The sequence below is a fragment of the Caballeronia sordidicola genome (assembly GCF_000729995.1).
Taxonomy (GTDB): Bacteria; Pseudomonadota; Gammaproteobacteria; order Burkholderiales; family Burkholderiaceae; genus Caballeronia; species Caballeronia sordidicola_A.
This window is the reverse complement of record NZ_JNFG01000010.1, coordinates 104,206-119,198: the sequence shown is the minus strand read 5'-3', so window position 1 is coordinate 119,198 and position 14,993 is coordinate 104,206. Positions and strand designations below refer to the sequence as shown.

General features: G+C 58.7%; 11 protein-coding genes and 1 pseudogene. 2 read left to right on the top strand and 10 right to left on the bottom strand.

Going from position 1 to position 14,993, the window contains the following annotated elements:
- The first annotated feature begins 14 nt into the window (after window positions 1-14).
- Window positions 15-1,151 carry a serine hydrolase domain-containing protein gene (locus FH08_RS0111405; RefSeq protein WP_081889440.1) on the top strand — a complete coding sequence of 379 codons (1,137 nt, stop codon included), beginning with the start codon at window positions 15-17 and terminating at the stop codon, window positions 1,149-1,151.
- Between the two features lie 107 nt (window positions 1,152-1,258).
- Here FH08_RS0111405 and FH08_RS0111400 read toward each other — a convergent pair whose 3' ends face one another.
- Window positions 1,259-2,125 carry an ABC transporter substrate-binding protein gene (locus FH08_RS0111400; protein ID WP_235210335.1) on the bottom strand — a complete coding sequence of 289 codons (867 nt, stop codon included), beginning with the start codon at window positions 2,123-2,125 and terminating at the stop codon, window positions 1,259-1,261.
- An 89-nt stretch (window positions 2,126-2,214) separates the two neighbouring features.
- The gene (locus tag FH08_RS0111395) at window positions 2,215-3,177 is read right to left on the bottom strand and encodes a GlxA family transcriptional regulator (RefSeq protein WP_031358441.1); all 963 of its coding nucleotides are present in this window, start codon (window positions 3,175-3,177) and stop codon (window positions 2,215-2,217) included.
- Between the two features lie 146 nt (window positions 3,178-3,323).
- Here FH08_RS0111395 and FH08_RS0111390 point away from each other — a divergent pair, with 146 nt between their 5' ends.
- Entirely contained in the window at window positions 3,324-4,040 is a 717-nt protein-coding gene (locus FH08_RS0111390; protein WP_031358440.1) for a GNAT family N-acetyltransferase, read from the top strand.
- Window positions 4,041-4,231: 191 nt separating this feature from the next.
- On the opposite strand, the gene FH08_RS0111385 is transcribed toward FH08_RS0111390, so the two are convergent.
- The 8 genes and pseudogenes from FH08_RS0111385 to FH08_RS0111345 all read right to left on the bottom strand — a co-directional run bounded on the left by FH08_RS0111385 (window position 4,232) and on the right by FH08_RS0111345 (window position 14,977).
- Window positions 4,232-5,035 carry a hypothetical protein gene (locus tag FH08_RS0111385; protein WP_235210334.1) on the bottom strand — a complete coding sequence of 268 codons (804 nt, stop codon included), beginning with the start codon at window positions 5,033-5,035 and terminating at the stop codon, window positions 4,232-4,234.
- 895 nt (window positions 5,036-5,930) lie between these two features.
- Window positions 5,931-7,355 (bottom strand): hypothetical protein, encoded by a 1,425-nt coding sequence (locus tag FH08_RS0111380; protein WP_160172460.1) that lies wholly within the window; start codon window positions 7,353-7,355, stop codon window positions 5,931-5,933.
- A 614-nt stretch (window positions 7,356-7,969) separates the two neighbouring features.
- Window positions 7,970-8,332: a translation initiation factor Sui1 gene (locus tag FH08_RS0111375; protein WP_031358437.1), complete on the bottom strand. Its 363-nt coding sequence runs from the start codon at window positions 8,330-8,332 to the stop codon at window positions 7,970-7,972.
- 126 nt (window positions 8,333-8,458) lie between these two features.
- Window positions 8,459-8,957, bottom strand: a pseudogene (locus FH08_RS0111370) (STAS domain-containing protein); the annotation flags it as partial.
- Between the two features lie 30 nt (window positions 8,958-8,987).
- Window positions 8,988-9,371 carry a nuclear transport factor 2 family protein gene (locus FH08_RS0111360; protein WP_031358435.1) on the bottom strand — a complete coding sequence of 128 codons (384 nt, stop codon included), beginning with the start codon at window positions 9,369-9,371 and terminating at the stop codon, window positions 8,988-8,990.
- Window positions 9,372-9,401: 30 nt separating this feature from the next.
- A complete protein-coding gene (locus FH08_RS0111355) occupies window positions 9,402-10,343 on the bottom strand; it encodes an aldo/keto reductase (RefSeq protein WP_031358434.1) in 942 nt (313 codons plus the stop codon).
- Window positions 10,344-11,106: 763 nt separating this feature from the next.
- Complete coding sequence (locus FH08_RS0111350; protein WP_031358433.1) at window positions 11,107-13,302, bottom strand: GAF domain-containing protein; 2,196 nt, start codon at window positions 13,300-13,302, stop codon at window positions 11,107-11,109.
- A 412-nt stretch (window positions 13,303-13,714) separates the two neighbouring features.
- A complete protein-coding gene (locus tag FH08_RS0111345; protein ID WP_081889438.1) occupies window positions 13,715-14,977 on the bottom strand; it encodes an MFS transporter in 1,263 nt (420 codons plus the stop codon).
- Window positions 14,978-14,993: the final 16 nt, after the last annotated feature.

Here is a 14,993-nt window from a genome sequence, read left to right as displayed (position 1 = left end):
TCAAGGAGACGTTCATGATCAAGTCTGTCAGCCGCCGCGATATCTTCAAACTAGCCGGAGTCGCGTTAATAGCGAGCCAGATACCGCTCTTCGCCCAAACCGCCTCCTGGGCAGCGACGCCCCCAGGGGACTCCGGCTTCGCACCCGATCTCGATGCCCGCTTCGAGGCCTTTCGTACCACCACCTCGCTGCCCAACCTGCACGGCGTCCTGGTGTTGCATGAAGGGCGCATAGCCTTCGAGCGCTATTTTTCGGGTCTCGATGAAACCCGGGGCCAAGCGCCTGCGGAAGTTGTATTCGGTCCTGACACTCAACACGATCTGCGCTCCGTCACCAAGAGCCTGGTGTCGCTGCTCTACGGCATTGCGCTCGCGGACAAGCGCGTCCCGCCAGTCAATACGCCGCTCCTGTCGCAGTTCCCGGAATACCCGGACCTCGCTCGAGATCCGCAACGGGCGAATCTCACGATCGCCAATGCGCTGACCATGACGCTCGGCATGCAATGGAACGAGCAACTTTCGTATCTCGATCCGGGCAACAGCGAGACGGCAATGGACACGGCTCCCGATCGATATCGCTACGTGCTCGAACGGCCGATAGTCGCCGCACCGGGCGAAGTCTGGATCTATAGCGGCGGGGCCGTTGCGCTGGTCGCTCGCCTGATTGAGAAGGGTACCGGGCAAGCGCTCGCGGACTACGCGCGCTCGGCTCTTTTCGAGCCGCTTGGTATCGACAAATTCTCGTGGGCAAAAGGCACGGATGGAGAGGCGATTGCCGCCTCCGGGCTACGCCTGACGCCGCGTGAGCTCGCGCGCGTCGGCCAATTGGTGCTCGCCCGTGGTCAATGGAAGGGCCGTGCGATCGTGCCCGCGGCCTGGCTCGACGCAAGCTTCACTCCCGCCGCTACGGTGCGTGACGGACAGTCATATGGTTACCTGTGGCGAGTCGGCGAAATCGCCTATCCGAGCAAGACCGGAATTCGGGGCGAGCACTATGTTTTGGGGTTGGGTAATGGTGGACAGCTACTGGCTATCATTCCAGCACGCGCGCTCGTGGTGGTGGTCACAGCAGGAAATTACAACGATCGAAAAGACTGGCAAGTGCCCGACGAAGTGCTGCGCCATTTTGTCCTGCCCAACCTCAAGGCGTGACGTGTTTAGCCATGCATGATCCACGTTTATCTTCTGCGCCATAAGAAGAGGAATCCTTAACGTGTGTCATTTCTTCCCGACCAAGTAAAGCTGTGGGCGCGCACCCGCTAGTCGTTGTCTTTCGCAACGACCGCGCCCGCAATTTGATGGCGCGCCAGGGACGCTGCTACAAAGTCCGACGCTTTCATGTCGTCGACAAACCTCGACAGATACGCAGCCGCTTCATCGCCCTTTGCTTTTGGCACCCCCATCGCCTGACGGATCACCATGAAGCGTTGATCGAGCAGCCGCAATCCACCGGCCTTCGCGGCATCGCTTTCAAGCTGTTGCCTGACGCCCGCCGCCACGTCCAGATGCTGACTTAGAAAATCTTGCACCACTGCGGGGGATGTCGGAATCCGCACAATCTTCGCGCGATGCAATTCGCGCGTGAGGAACAAGTCGTACGCGCTGTCCTTACCGACTGCAACCGTCACTCCCGGTTGGTCGACCTGATCGTTGGTGATGATCGGCGACGTGTCGCGCACCAGGTAAAAGCCTTCGATCGACACATACGGTTTCGTGAAACTGATTTCTTGTCCGCGCTTCGGATCGACGGCGAAGAAACCGACATCCGCCTTGTCCTGGTTGATGTTATCCACCGATGCTCCCGCCGACTTGACCACGACCAGTTGCAGCGGCACACCGAGACGCCTGGCGAGTTCGGTGGCGAGATCGACCGATACGCCGACCGCCTTGCCGCTTGCTGGATCGATGCTCGCCAGCACCGGATTCCCGAGATTGATAGAAGCGCGCAGCGTGCCGCCAGGCGCGAATACTTTCGCGATGGATTCAATTGCCTGCTGCGAGGATTGTGACGCGATGGGTGGCGGGGAAATCGAACCTTGGGTCTGCGCGAACGCGGAAACGGATAGGCCGGCGTTGACCGTGAGCACAACCGACAGCGTTGCAATGAGGGCCGTTCGGCGTTTCATCGTTGAAAGCTCAGTCATCTTGAGATGCCCTCTATTTAGCTTTAGCGGAGTCGCACGGCCCTATGCATGCGCTCGTCGCGAGATGTGCGTTATCGCATGTCGGCGCGAAGCTCCCGCACTCCACGGCCCAGCCTTCGGCGCAACAAAGTTCGCAATGTCGCCGAGTCGGCGTAGCCAACCTCGCTCGCAATTGTCTCAACGTCGCAGCCAATAGATACGAGGTGCCGTGCCCGTTCGATCCGAAGGTCCTGGAAAAATGCCAGCGGCGACTTGCCGAGCACTGCCTCCGTGCGGCGTTGCAAGGTGCGTGTGCCGACGGACAATACGCTCGCCACTTCCTGAAGCGAAAATCCAGAAGAGAGATTATCGCGAGCCCACCGCTCGAATTTAGCAATCAACGGATCGGCGTGCGCGAGGTGGTCGGGAACAATGTATTCGGCCTGGGACGAACGCGCGTCAACCAGCATGAAGCGGGCGACGAGCGTCGCCAACTCAGGACTCGCCTGTCGCACCAGCCATAGTGCAAGATCGAGATGGCCCATCATGGCTCCAGCAGTCACCACGCGATCCGACGCGACAACCATGCGGGAATCGTCCAGTTTGACAGTCGGGTAGCGTTGACGGAAGAACGGCGCCAACGGCCAGCTGGTTGTCGCGTCGCGATTGTCCAGAAGCCCGGCTTCCGCGAGCACAAACGTACCAATACACGCCGCTGCAATTCCAATGCCGTCAGCGTTGCAGGTACGAAGGTACGCCATGGCGTCGCGCACGTCGCTGCGCTCCAGGGCCTCAATCAGGCGCTCCGGCTGTTTGGCATTCAGCGCAGGTACGACGACCCAATCCGGCTGACGAACACTGCTTGCCAACTCGACCGGAGTGGACAACCCGTGCGCGGTACGGATGCGTCTGCGCACGCCTACGAGGCTTACGTCGAAGGGCGGTGAGGCGAATCCTCGGGCGGCGGCAAGTTCGTTGGCCGTCGCGAAGGTATCCAGCAGAACGGTAAGCCCGGTGTCGAATACACCATCGAGTGCGAGGATAGCCAGTCTCATGTCACAAATGACTCGATTAATGTCATTTGTGACTATAGCCCTGTGCAGGCTCACCGTCTAGACTGCGTAGCAATGCGGCCTCGGTGTTGCGCTTCGCTGAACATTCAATTCGCCGGTACAGAGTTGGCTCTTGCAAAGGAAAGTATATGAATGGTTCGATACACACTGGCCTCGACCGCCCGGTCTGGGCGGCGCTTACGACCAGGCAGGCCCATCTTGGGAGCGGAGACAAGCTTGCCCGTCGATACCATCCCGATGTGGCTCCCTTCGCTGCTTTGGCGTCCGCAACCCCCGCTGCCTACCGCGCGCTCCACCAGCTTCTGCTGCCTCACGAACAGGCCGTTTTGCAATCCCTGGATCCTATGGGTCGAGTCGATACGCTGCAGATAACGCATGTGGGCATCGTCCATCAAATGGTCGCTAAGCACCAGGAAGCCGGAAGCACGGACGCTCAGGAGGTGATCCAACTGAGCAACGTGGATGCGAAAGATATGCTCGATCTCGTCCGGAAGACCAAACCCGGTCCTTTCGGCAAGCGAACAGGTGAGATGGGAAACTACATTGGCATTCGCGACCAGGGGCGTCTCATTGCAATGGCCGGCGAACGGATGCGCCTCGACGGATACGTTGAGATAAGCGCCGTTTGTGTAGATGAAGACTGGCGTGGCAGAGGACTTGCCGGTCGGCTCGTGAAAACCTTGGGCAGACAAATTGTGCAACGGGGAGACACGCCGTTTTTGCACGTGTTCAGTGACAACCTTTCCGCGATTGGGTTGTATGAACGTCTTGGCTTCGAATTGCGTCGCACGTTTCACCTTACCCGGATCGGACATGCCGATCCGGGCTCGGCTACCGCTCTTTGAACCTATTTTGCGGAAGGGAGAATGTCGGCCAAACATCAGTCATTCAGACGGCCATAGTTATTGAGCCGTCACGGTCGACGTGCGCCGGATGAGCTTCGGCTGACGGATACTTAAGCGAACGGCCGCTATGCAGAAGCTGGCGTGCTTCCCGACTGCCCGTGGCAGCCGGGAAGCACCTACGCGTAGATGCCCTAGAACGTCACTGCTGCATGCAGGCTCGCAACCGCCGCTGCGTTCAAGCGTATCTGATAGTTCTGCGAGAAGTTGACGGTATAGCCCGTGGTGCCGGGCGTTGCTACCAGATACGCATTGCCGCCCTCCACCGTACCGGACTTGATCAAGTTGCCCTCGTAGACGTTGCCGTTTAGCTCGTAGAAGGTTCGATAGGCGGGTGTCGTCAAGTTCGCGCGCACATTCGACGCCAAGTATGTCGTAACGCCATTGATCGTCGACACGGTGCCGTTGCTGAGTGTATAGGTCACCGCGTCGGTGGTCGAGAAAATACCCCCGGCCGCGATCATCGCTGCGATTGTCGTACCGCTTGCTACCGGCGTCGGTGCGTTACCGGTCGTGGCGCCCGCGAAGTCCACGACCGTGTAAAGGTCGCCGATTTGCGTGCCGGTGAATTTCTCATAGGCGGCGCCCGCGCTCCATGTGCTCGATGCATTGAGCAAAGACGCGTTGTAATAGAGCACGCTGAAGAATTGCGTGAACTCCGTTGGCGCGGCTGTGACCGCGCCCGTCAGTGGCACGACCGAATAGTTGGAGCGAAGTACGCTGTCCACAACGGTTACGCCATCGCTGGCAATGTCGTCGAACCGCACGCCTGTTCCCTGGTAACTGACATTGGACAAACTTGAGCCGACGAGGATTGCGCCGTTCACCAGATAACGCACGGGCGTCCCGGTTGCCGGCACACCGAGAGAATTCGCAATTGACGTGTATGAAGTTTCGTTGAGCTTCTGCGTGCCGGCCGTCAATGGCGACGCTGCCATAGATGCATGCGCCTCAATCAGGTAATTGAATCCATTTACAGGAGCGCCTGAAACCGGCAAATCCCAACTAAGAGCGTATGAAGCATTTGGCGCAAGCAGAAATTGTTCGGATGCGCTTTGATCCGCACTTAGCGCCGCATTATTGCCGGACGAGCTGCTATTCCCGCTGCCGCCACATCCGGCCAGGAAGGCCAATAGGCCCAACGTCATGAGAGACCTTTGCAGACCGAAGTTTTTCATTTTCCTTACCCCTGGCTTTGATTTTGTTTATTTGGAGTTCGCTGTTAACGACCAATTCGCATTCGGCTTTTTAATTACGACCGGCTTTCTGTGAACGGGATTCCGTGTCAGTTCTTAAAATGACTTTCGGGACGCGCAAAAATATCCGATGTTGTCGTGGGTGTCTAGCCTTTGATCAGACACTTCACTCGATTTAGATGGCGTGGTGATTTTCAGAGCCTGGCGGGAATGACGGAAGGTCAGCTCAGTACTAGCATTCACGGCCTCTACTCATGAGCACCGGTTCCCCGCTAACGGTGTTAGCGGGGAACAAGCCGCTGCTGCGCGGGGGCATTCACGGCTCGAACCAGCGGAAACGCTCGCGGGCGTTTTGACCGCAGTCAGAAGTTACGATGGTCGGGGTCATGCTCTTAACTGGCCCGCTATAAAATTGCTATAGCAAGGCGGGGAGGCAGACTGGACAAGTTCGAGATAACGAAAGACGCGTAATTCATTATTCCCAGCCGGCCAATAATTTTCGCCGCTAGCAGACAGCCAACTAATGTGAGCGGGCTGCGGGATGTGCTGTAGTCGAGATGACCTTAGGAAGCAAGGCGCCCGATCCAAGCGGGCGAATAGGTCGTTAAAATGCCGTCACCGGAGTGACGGCCAGGCCTTAAACATACTTGATCACAGCAGGGTTGCCGGGTACAAGGTCGAAGTTCACGACGGAATATGGGCCGATCATTGCGAGTTGCGCCACGATGACTCCAGGGATCGCTCCGTCAAAAACGGTGAGCAGACCTGGCACGAATGAAAAATTGGTCGCGGGGGCATCCAGCACGATTGTGTCGTTCCCATTGAAGCCCGAGATGCTGCCGCTGAACGCGGGAGGACTGCGCAGGACGAGCTTTGAATTACCACCGCTGAACGCGACAGTCTGGCCGCTTGCTACCGCTTCGAGCGACGCAGTACTGCCTGCTGTCAACGTGATCGTGCCGGAACCGCTGATCGCGCCGACGAAGCGTAAGTCGCTGCCCGCAACCGCCTTGATCATGCCGTTGTTTTGCATCGGGCCAATGAGCGTCAGTTGCTGGGACGCACTGATATTTCCCGTGTTGATGCAGCCCGCGGCAGCGATCACGGTGCCATGGCCGACAAGCGTCCCGCTCGCGTTGACCGCCATGCCTGTCGTTTCAATTAACCCGTCCGCGAGCGTCACTGGACCGTTCACGATAGTGCTGACGCCCGCAGAAACCACGCCGTGATCCGTGACGTCAAGTGAGCCGAAACCCATGTGCCCGATTTCCAGTGTGTTGATGAGAACCAGCCGCGCGTGCTCGCCATGGACCGTGATCGACCCTTGTCCGGCCGGCGTCCAGCCGGCCGCCAGGTCGGGTGCGCTGACGAGCCCGGATGGACCGATCTTCAGCATGCCGCTCGTCGACCGGCCGACAATGATCTCTCCCTGGGCCAGCAGCGATCCGTTCGACACCTCGACAGTGCCATTCGCTCCAGCATGATTGCCGATGATGACGGCCCAGGGATAGATAAGCGGGTCCGCGTTTCCGGCGCTTACCATGCCACCGTCTTCAATCTGCATCACCCCGTTGCCGTTCTGGCCAATCGACATCGGTTCGCCGCCGCCATTGAGGGTCGCGCCCGCGCCATGCACCCGCAACGTTCCGATCGACCCCGTCGCGTTGGCAACTCCGATTGCGTAGTTGTTGGGCAGATGAAATCCGTTGACGACCAGGCTGCTGTGCTTGCCGATAGTCAGCTTGCCGACATCGCCCGAGGAAACCCCGATGCCTATGAATGGCGTAGTCAGGACAGCCCCCGGGTGCAACGACAAGTCTGCAGCGGCCTGGGTACCCATCACGGCCGTCAATTGTCCCCTGACAACGTCGGACCCGCCGAAGATGAGCCGCCCGGCAGTACCCGTGCCCGCGATCGTCGCGCTGGCGGTGTCGAACATCGCGTCGTCGCCCGGACCCGGTACTGGCAAGGCCGGCAGCGGTGGCGGCGACGCGACCAGCCAGTTGTTCGGCGTCGAGAAATCCTCTGTTCCTGCCGCACCTGTCCAGGAATAAGTCGTCATGCTGATCTCCGTAAGTTGACGATTGCCGACCATGGGACATCTGAAACTTTGCCGTAACGATGGGCGAACACAATCCGCGCCACGACCGAACGCAGTGTTCAAAACGTTGACGACGACATGTGAGTTCTCAACGGCGAATTCGTGCCGATGCTTCGAATACCTTATCTTTGCGCGTGAACCTACTGCAAAAAGTGAGCGGCATAGAAGGCGAAGCGAACGGGCCACATTGGTTAATGTAGATTCTTTTCGACGAAACGCGAGGAATATCGTGGCAGTCAATGGCCCGATTATCTTTGCAGGCACGAAGTCACTGCACGCACCCCCGGCACTGAAATCCCCATGGGTTCAATGCGCTAAATCGTTTCGAATATTGAAACGACGGCCTGCCTCGGTTTAGCGCTGCGCTCGTGCGCCCCGATGGCTTCGTCGCCTGGGCCAGCGAGGCTTCCGCATTTGTCAGGAAACTGCTCATGCCGCGTCACGACGGCTCGGTGAACTCGAACCGGTGCGTTAGTCTGTCTGAGCGGGCCGGCGCCTATGGTTCGATGTTGATTGACCGTTCCTGCGACGCACCCGGTCCATTGAACTCACTCCACCGCTGCTCATTGAAGCGATTAGCCTCCGGCCCGCTTCGCGTTGTGACCGAACTTTTTGAGCGCTTCGATGACCCGCTCGCAATGGTCACCCTGCACTTCAATCACGCCGTCCTTGACGGTTCCACCAGAACCGCAGGCCGTGCGCAATTGCTTGCCGAGCAGTGCCAAGGCAAGCGGATCGAGCGCCAGCCCTTTGACGAGCGTCACGCTCTTCCCGCCCCGGCCTTTGGTCTCGCGAGTCACCCGCACTACGCCATCACCTACCGGCAGTGTCTTGGCAACCGTCTTGCAGATACACTCTGCGAGCGCTTGCCGGCATTCGGGACACATCCGCCCGCTATCGGTGGAATAGACAAGGCCGCCTTTGGAGCTACTCTTCATGATTGGTTTATTCAAAGTCGCTTAAGTCGGGAACCGGGACGAGTTTAGCAGGTGCGCATTCGCAGCCTCGTGGCGAAGTCCGGTCTCGAAGTACAACGGCCACACAGCTATGCGACTAAATCGGCGTCAGGCGTTGACAAGCAAAGCACCGGTGCGCTTAAGAATAGGTTGATTGCGCGACGACAGGTTCACAAATCGCAAACGCCTCCCGGCCTTTAGATAGCGCTCCTTTAGCGCTTCAAAAGCAACGATTGCAGAGTGATCGGCAACATGCAAATGCTGGCAATCAACGATGACTTCTTCTGCATCGGTTAGGGGCTGGAAAAGGTCCCGGAAATTCGCGCTCGATGCGAAGAACAAAGTGCCGTGCAAGACATCTGTTCGCGCACCTTCATTGCTGTTTTCACCTCGGCGCGTATTTCGCGCGCATGCAGCCAGGCGAAGTTCAATGCAGCTATGACGATGCCGCACAGTACGGCAATCGCCAGGTCGGTTAAACGGTAATCACGGTCACGGCGATGATCACCGACGCATCGTCGCAAGGAACTTTACCGGGCACCCGAAGCGATCCCCATGCAAAAGTCTGTTGTGCAACAACGTACAACACCCCGACCAGTGCGGCCATTAAAGTATTAGATCTCGCGGCAATGTGACGTCACGCGATCTTCTGAACCCATTGGCTCCGCCAACCCGGTGCTTCGAAGGGATCCGAAAAATACTGGGTCTCGTGAATAACCTTGCCGTTGCAGAACTCCATGATGCTGACTGTGTAAGCGACTCGCCCGTTATAGGTGATGGCGTATTCCGTGACCCACAGACTGCCTTCACCTTGAATTCGCCTGACATCGAAACCTGATGGCTTACCTGGATGGTGACCCCGCAGCGCCTGCAAATTGATTCGCCCGATAATTCGTTCACCTGATTGGGGATAGTCACAGATGGCATCGTCATCGTAAATATCATGTTCCGCGTCGAGATCACCGGCCGCCGACGCGTGCCAGTGCGCATTCAGGGCTTCACGTATTTGTTCTTCCTGCATGGAGTGCCTCCGGATACCGTTCACTTCAATCTATTGCTTGCTCCGCGGGATAAACCCGGGACTGCCTGTCTTGACGACTTGGTTGAACCGCTGCCTCGTCTCAATCCGGTTGATCTCGTCGAATGCGTCTGCCGGAAGCGCCGAGACATCGAAATTCTCTCGCGCGCGGGCCGGGGTTTTAGGGGTGGTGAGCAAAGCCCCGCCACGCTGGATCGCCCATGCAAGCAGTACCTGTGCCGGCGTAATTCCAATTCGCGCTGCAATCTGCAAGACGACTGGATCGTCGAGCGGTCCCGGCCTGATTCCGTGACCCAATGGCGCAAAAGCCAAAAACGCGATCTCTTTCTCCTTGCAGAACTCCAGGAGCTCCGTTTCCGGAAGATACGGATGTGCTTCGATCTGCACCGCCGCCGGCTTGATTCGTGCCGATTCATAGAGAGGCCGCAATTCGTTCAAGCCAACATCAGAAAGTCCGATGGCCCTGCATCTTCCACCGTCGACGAGATCTTCCATCGCCTTCCACGTGTCTAGCAATGTCACGTCTTTATCGTAGATGACATCGCCGCTTTCATCGCGCGGATCATGCTCGTCACCCGATTGAAATGCAAACGGAGTATGTATCAGGTAGAGATCAAGATAGTCGAGCCCGAGCCTTTCAAGACTTGCCTCGAAAGCCGCTTCGACGCGCTCAGGCCGATGATTGGAGTTCCACAATTTTGTGGTCATGAAGATGTCTTCGCGCGCAATCCCTCCGGCAGCAAGCCCTATCCGCAGAGCCTCGCCCACCTCGCGCTCATTCTGATATCGCTCGGCACAATCGAAGTGTCGATAGCCGGCTTCCAGCGCGTATCGGGTGGCACTGATCGTCGTAGCCGCATCGGGGATCAACGTGCCAAATCCGAGCGCGGGCATACGGCCGTCTCCGTGATTAAGCGCAATCTTTTTGCTCCGGAAATCGGAAGACTCAATCATGGCGACACCTCCGCACTCATTCATGCCCTGCGAGGAAGGACCGACGCGTGGGCCCGCAATAGTGGCGCCAGGCCCATGAACAGAAAAACGCCAACGTACTCGAGTCGTAGCGTGGGTCAGCCGCTTCATAGTGCATTCCCGGCTAACGAATTCGTGAACTGCTTACTCAGAGTCTCGTTACTTTCTTGTTATCTAACGGGATGTGAAGCCATTGGCAGGCGCGACGTCGTGGTTTTGGTAATGGAGCCGGAGTCATCTCGGCAACGCAAACGAGCAGAACAGTGACCGTGAAGCCCTTCTCCATAAACCGGATTGGTGTTGAATGCGCGACCGTTGAAGCCGCCGAAACGGGTCACGACGATTCCCAACTCAGCTGCCATCAGGGTCGAATCAAGCGACAAACAGGCCTGCTTCGCAATCAAGTGTAGCAAATGAATTACTGGGCAGCAGTTCAGGATTCCGGGGGGGGCAGGACACGGAGTTGGCAAGTGGCGGATAGCCTGGTCTTGGAAGGTGCGTTATCGAACCTGACCAGCGGCTATTTGATGCACACCGGCCAGTCGTTCCTCCGGTATTGCAGTTGGCGAGCGACGCCTGCCGGCTGACCTTTGCATGCCGCGATCGGCGACACGCGACCCGGAACCCGCAGCTCAAGCTGCGAGGTGCCAGCGGCTGCAGAAGGGCCCAAAACGGACGCCAGCGTGAGCAATTTCCGGTATGGCGTGAGGTGCGTTGCACGAACGCTTCGCCTGCCGGGCAATTGTTAATGAGCAGTGCCCGTTAACAACGGGTCGTCGTTGAGCACAATCGTGAATCGGGCGTCGTCCCCGATGCGATCAACTTCCAGGGCACCGCCGAGGCCGACTGCGATCGCGTTTGCGATATATAGCCCGAGGCCAAGCCCCGTTTTGTTCCGCGGGTTCCTCGACGACGATACGATGAAGGGACTTGTCATAAGCCCCGGTGAGAACGAAACGCCAGCCGGGATCCGGTTCGTAATCTCAATACGCCGTTGATCCCCGCAACGGTTCGCGCTGACCTGGATCGGAAAACGCATATCTCCATGATGCCGGGCATTGCTCAGCAAGTTCGAGATAGCTTGTACCAGACGGTCTCCATCCACCAGGCACTCTCCGAGCTCGCCGATTGCCACGGTCATCTCGACCCCAGGGTGCGCTTGTTGCGCCCGTTCGAAAGTCGCATACAGGAGCGGCGCGAGCGCTATCTTGCGAACTTCCATGGCCAGACCTACTCCGGTACGCAAGCGGCTTACGTCCAGGATGTAGGCGATCAACGACTGCATGCGCTGCGATGAGTATTCGATGCGTTTGACGCCGTCAGCATTTGAGAGAAGCCCGCGCCCCATTAGCGTGACAACCATATCGATGGCCTGGAGGGGGTCGCGCAAGTCGTGACCCATAATTGCAAGCAAAGCAGCGCGTTCGTGCTCGGCCACCCGGATATGATTGAGCGCCACCTCCTGCAAGATCGCTTTAAGTTCCCGAGCCGCAAACCGGTCGGTCGCGTCCCAGGCTCGACTACTGCCGCGCACCGTCTCTTTCCAGATTTCAAACGATTTTCGTGGCCTTGGGCACTCGACATTCGTGCCGGTCGCCGTGAGCTTCTCGGGTTGTCCCGCCCAATGGACAGTTTCAACAAGTTCGGCTCGCCACCAGATGATCGTGATCGCGGGCGTGCCGCTTAGTTGGATCGCGAGAATGCCTGAGGCATGGTTGGCTTCCGTGAGCAATCCGTCGAGTGCCGGCACGTCTCGCGAAACGGAGTCGGTCACGAGCAAGTCCTGACGGTGGTCGCTCAAATAGTCGGCCACCTTGATGGCGGCCGCGCGATCGAGGTTCGCCGGAAACGACCCTACCCGCTGGCCCACCAGTACCGACAGCGCATCGCACCCGATCAACCCGCGCATGGCGTCGTTCGCGGCTAGCAATCCGGCCGTAGCGTCGTCCGCCGATGCCAGCGCGTTAGCCACCTGACCACGCAGACCTTCAATACGGCACTCTGCTAAAGCACGTTGGGAAAGTTCGTTCCGCTCGACGGTAATCGACAGCACTTGAGCCAGCACGGTACAGGACACGCGAACTGCATGAGGCACCGACAACGGTTTCATGTGATGACATGCAATCAGGCCCCACAGTTTGCCATCGACGACGATCGAAACACTCATCGAGGCCGCGACACCCATGTTCGTCAAATATTCGATGTGAATGGGCGAGACGCTGCGCAAGATCGAATAAGTAAGGTTGAGCGGCTTACCGCTTGCCTGAGGAATAGCGGGTTCGATCGCCACCGGGACGTCTCCAACATCTGCAATGTGGCGTATTGGATTGAGGACGTAGAGGCGTCGCGCCTGCGCCGGGATATCTCCGGCTGGGTAACGCAGGTGAAGGTACGGCGCAAGCTGGGCACGCCTGGATTCGGCGCTGACACTACCGCTGCCGTCCGGCAGGAATCGATACGCCATCACCCGATCAAACCCGGTGAGCGTCCGTATGGCGTCTGTCGCGACTTGCAGCAATTGTTCCAACGACGAGGCGGCACTGCGCTGCAACTGTTGAATACTTTGCTGTACCAGGTTCGCGTAATGCGTAATTGGCGGGACAATCAACGGCTTTGCTTCCCACTCGGCCAGGAGTAAATCATCGGACCAATGCATGACAAGGTCGAAACGCCGCTGGTCCGCTCCGAAACATTGCACGCTCTCAGCGACTTGCTCGGGATTCTCCAGTACCCGGGCGATGGCATCTCTCGCGGTTTCATCGAAATGTGCGTCGGTCATCTTCATGCCGAGGCCAGGCAAGTGTCCGAGTAAAGACGTTGCGTTGGTGGAACGGGCGACTACGAATCCGGCTCGATCAAATGCCACCAACGCTCCATACCCCTGGATCAAGCCGAGCGCATGAATGGGCTCGAGATCGCAGCTTTCAATCGTTGATTGCATGGCGTAGCCGTGCGGCCTCGCGTGGAACTGGGATGGGAGCGGTGGTGCAAATGCCACTGGTGTGGCAAAGCGATGGCAGGGCGAGGTGAACTGGAGGCTGCTTCTTATTCGATTTTGTAAGGATGAGCCCCGGACCGAGTCTCCCCCTATACATACAACTTAGCAACCTTTCATATTGGATGTAGCCGCGCCTTCGCGTGAATTATGAAATGGGTGGCGCTAAAGCGCTTGTGCCCGGCCTGCTGTGCACGTAACCCAGCGAACTGCCGTTCGGCGGCGACAGCGAATAACGGCTCAGTCGTATCCATTTCAACGACCAACCGCGATTAATCGCGGAAATCGCGGAAATCGCGGAAATCGACAAATGATTTGCATGCCTGAGCCATTCCGACAAGATCGGACGTCGAGACTCTTAACCCGCTTCGTCAGCGTGCCTCACCCGCCGGAGAACGAAAGCGAGGCCGGTGAAAATGCATCCGACTACACACACGCCGGTCCAGCCAGCCGACGCCCACGCAGCGCCGGAAAGCGCAGCTCCCAACGCGCCACCGACGAAAAAAACACCGACGAACAAACCGTTCAGCCGTCCGCGCGCGGCGGGATCCATCAGGTTAATCGCACGTCTTCCCAAGGTCTGGTCAGTGACGACGCCTGCGTCAAGCGCGGCCGCACCCGCGACGAGCATCGCAACCGCCAGAACAGGATGAGCGCTCGCCGAGAAGCCTCCCCAGCCCGCGCCTGCCATGCCGATTCCCACAAGCGCCGCGAGCATCGTCAGGTGACCGGCAAGCAAGGTCTTGCGACCCCACCCGCGGTCGCCCGCGCGGCCGGCGAGCGGCGTCACGATCACACCCGCCGCGCCGGCGAGCGCGAACAGTGCGATGCCGTTCATATCGAAGCTGAATGGCGGCTGCACGAGCCGCAGGCCGATCGCAGTCCAGAACGCGCTGAACGCGCCCATCACCAACGCCGCCGATACAGCGTTCCGTTGCAGCACAGGCTCAGTGCGCAGCAATGTCCAGAGCGAGTACAGGAGGGCCGGGTAACGCTTCGGCATGGCCGGCATGCGCACAGGCAGTTTCACATACAGCACGATAGCGACGAGTGCATCGGTCCCCGCTGCAAGCCCGTAGAAAGCACGCCAGCCCGCTGACCCGGCAATCAAGCTCGCAGCCGGACGTGACAACAGGATGCCGAGCATCAAGCCGCTCATCACGTTGCCGACTGCACGTCCACGGTGACGTTCCGGCGCCATCGAAGCGGCCATCGGCACCAGCATCTGGATCACGCTGGTGGCGGCGCCCGCCAGGAAGACAGCGGCCAGGAACACTATGCGTGACTCGGTAAGCATCGCGATCGCGAGAAAACCGGCGCCGCATGCCAGTGTGAGCACGATCAGCCGGCGGTTCTCCAGCAGGTCGCACAGCGGCACAAGCAGCATCAGGCCCACTGCGTAGCCCAGTTGCGGCAGCATGGCTGCGAGGCCGGAGAACTCAGGCGCGAGATGCAGGCTGCGGCTGATCGCACCGGTCAGCGTTTGTGCGGCAAACAGGTTCATCACGATCACGCCGACTGCGGTCGCGAAGAAGACAGTCAACGGCCCCGTGAGTCTGTGCGGGTTGTCGACTTCCTGCGTCGTGATGGCACGGGCGGGACTTTCTGCTGATGGATTCATCGAACGGGTTCTCAAA

Bases quoted from the DNA above. Each gene is read 5' to 3' on its own strand.
- FH08_RS0111345 (WP_081889438.1), bottom strand. From the start codon at position 14,977: ATGAATCCATCAGCAGAAAGTCCCGCCCGTGCCATCACGACGCAGGAA.
- FH08_RS0111385 (WP_235210334.1), bottom strand. From the start codon at position 5,035: ATGGCAGCGTCGCCATTGACGGCCGGCACGCAGAAGCTCAACGAAACT.
- FH08_RS0111355 (WP_031358434.1), bottom strand. From the start codon at position 10,343: ATGATTGAGTCTTCCGATTTCCGGAGCAAAAAGATTGCGCTTAATCAC.
- FH08_RS0111400 (WP_235210335.1), bottom strand. From the start codon at position 2,125: ATGAAACGCCGAACGGCCCTCATTGCAACGCTGTCGGTTGTGCTCACG.
- FH08_RS0111395 (WP_031358441.1), bottom strand. From the start codon at position 3,177: ATGAGACTGGCTATCCTCGCACTCGATGGTGTATTCGACACCGGGCTT.
- FH08_RS0111360 (WP_031358435.1), bottom strand. From the start codon at position 9,371: ATGCAGGAAGAACAAATACGTGAAGCCCTGAATGCGCACTGGCACGCG.
- FH08_RS0111405 (WP_081889440.1), top strand. From the start codon at position 15: ATGATCAAGTCTGTCAGCCGCCGCGATATCTTCAAACTAGCCGGAGTC.
- FH08_RS0111380 (WP_160172460.1), bottom strand. From the start codon at position 7,355: ATGACGACTTATTCCTGGACAGGTGCGGCAGGAACAGAGGATTTCTCG.
- FH08_RS0111390 (WP_031358440.1), top strand. From the start codon at position 3,324: ATGAATGGTTCGATACACACTGGCCTCGACCGCCCGGTCTGGGCGGCG.
- FH08_RS0111375 (WP_031358437.1), bottom strand. From the start codon at position 8,332: ATGAAGAGTAGCTCCAAAGGCGGCCTTGTCTATTCCACCGATAGCGGG.
- FH08_RS0111350 (WP_031358433.1), bottom strand. From the start codon at position 13,302: ATGCAATCAACGATTGAAAGCTGCGATCTCGAGCCCATTCATGCGCTC.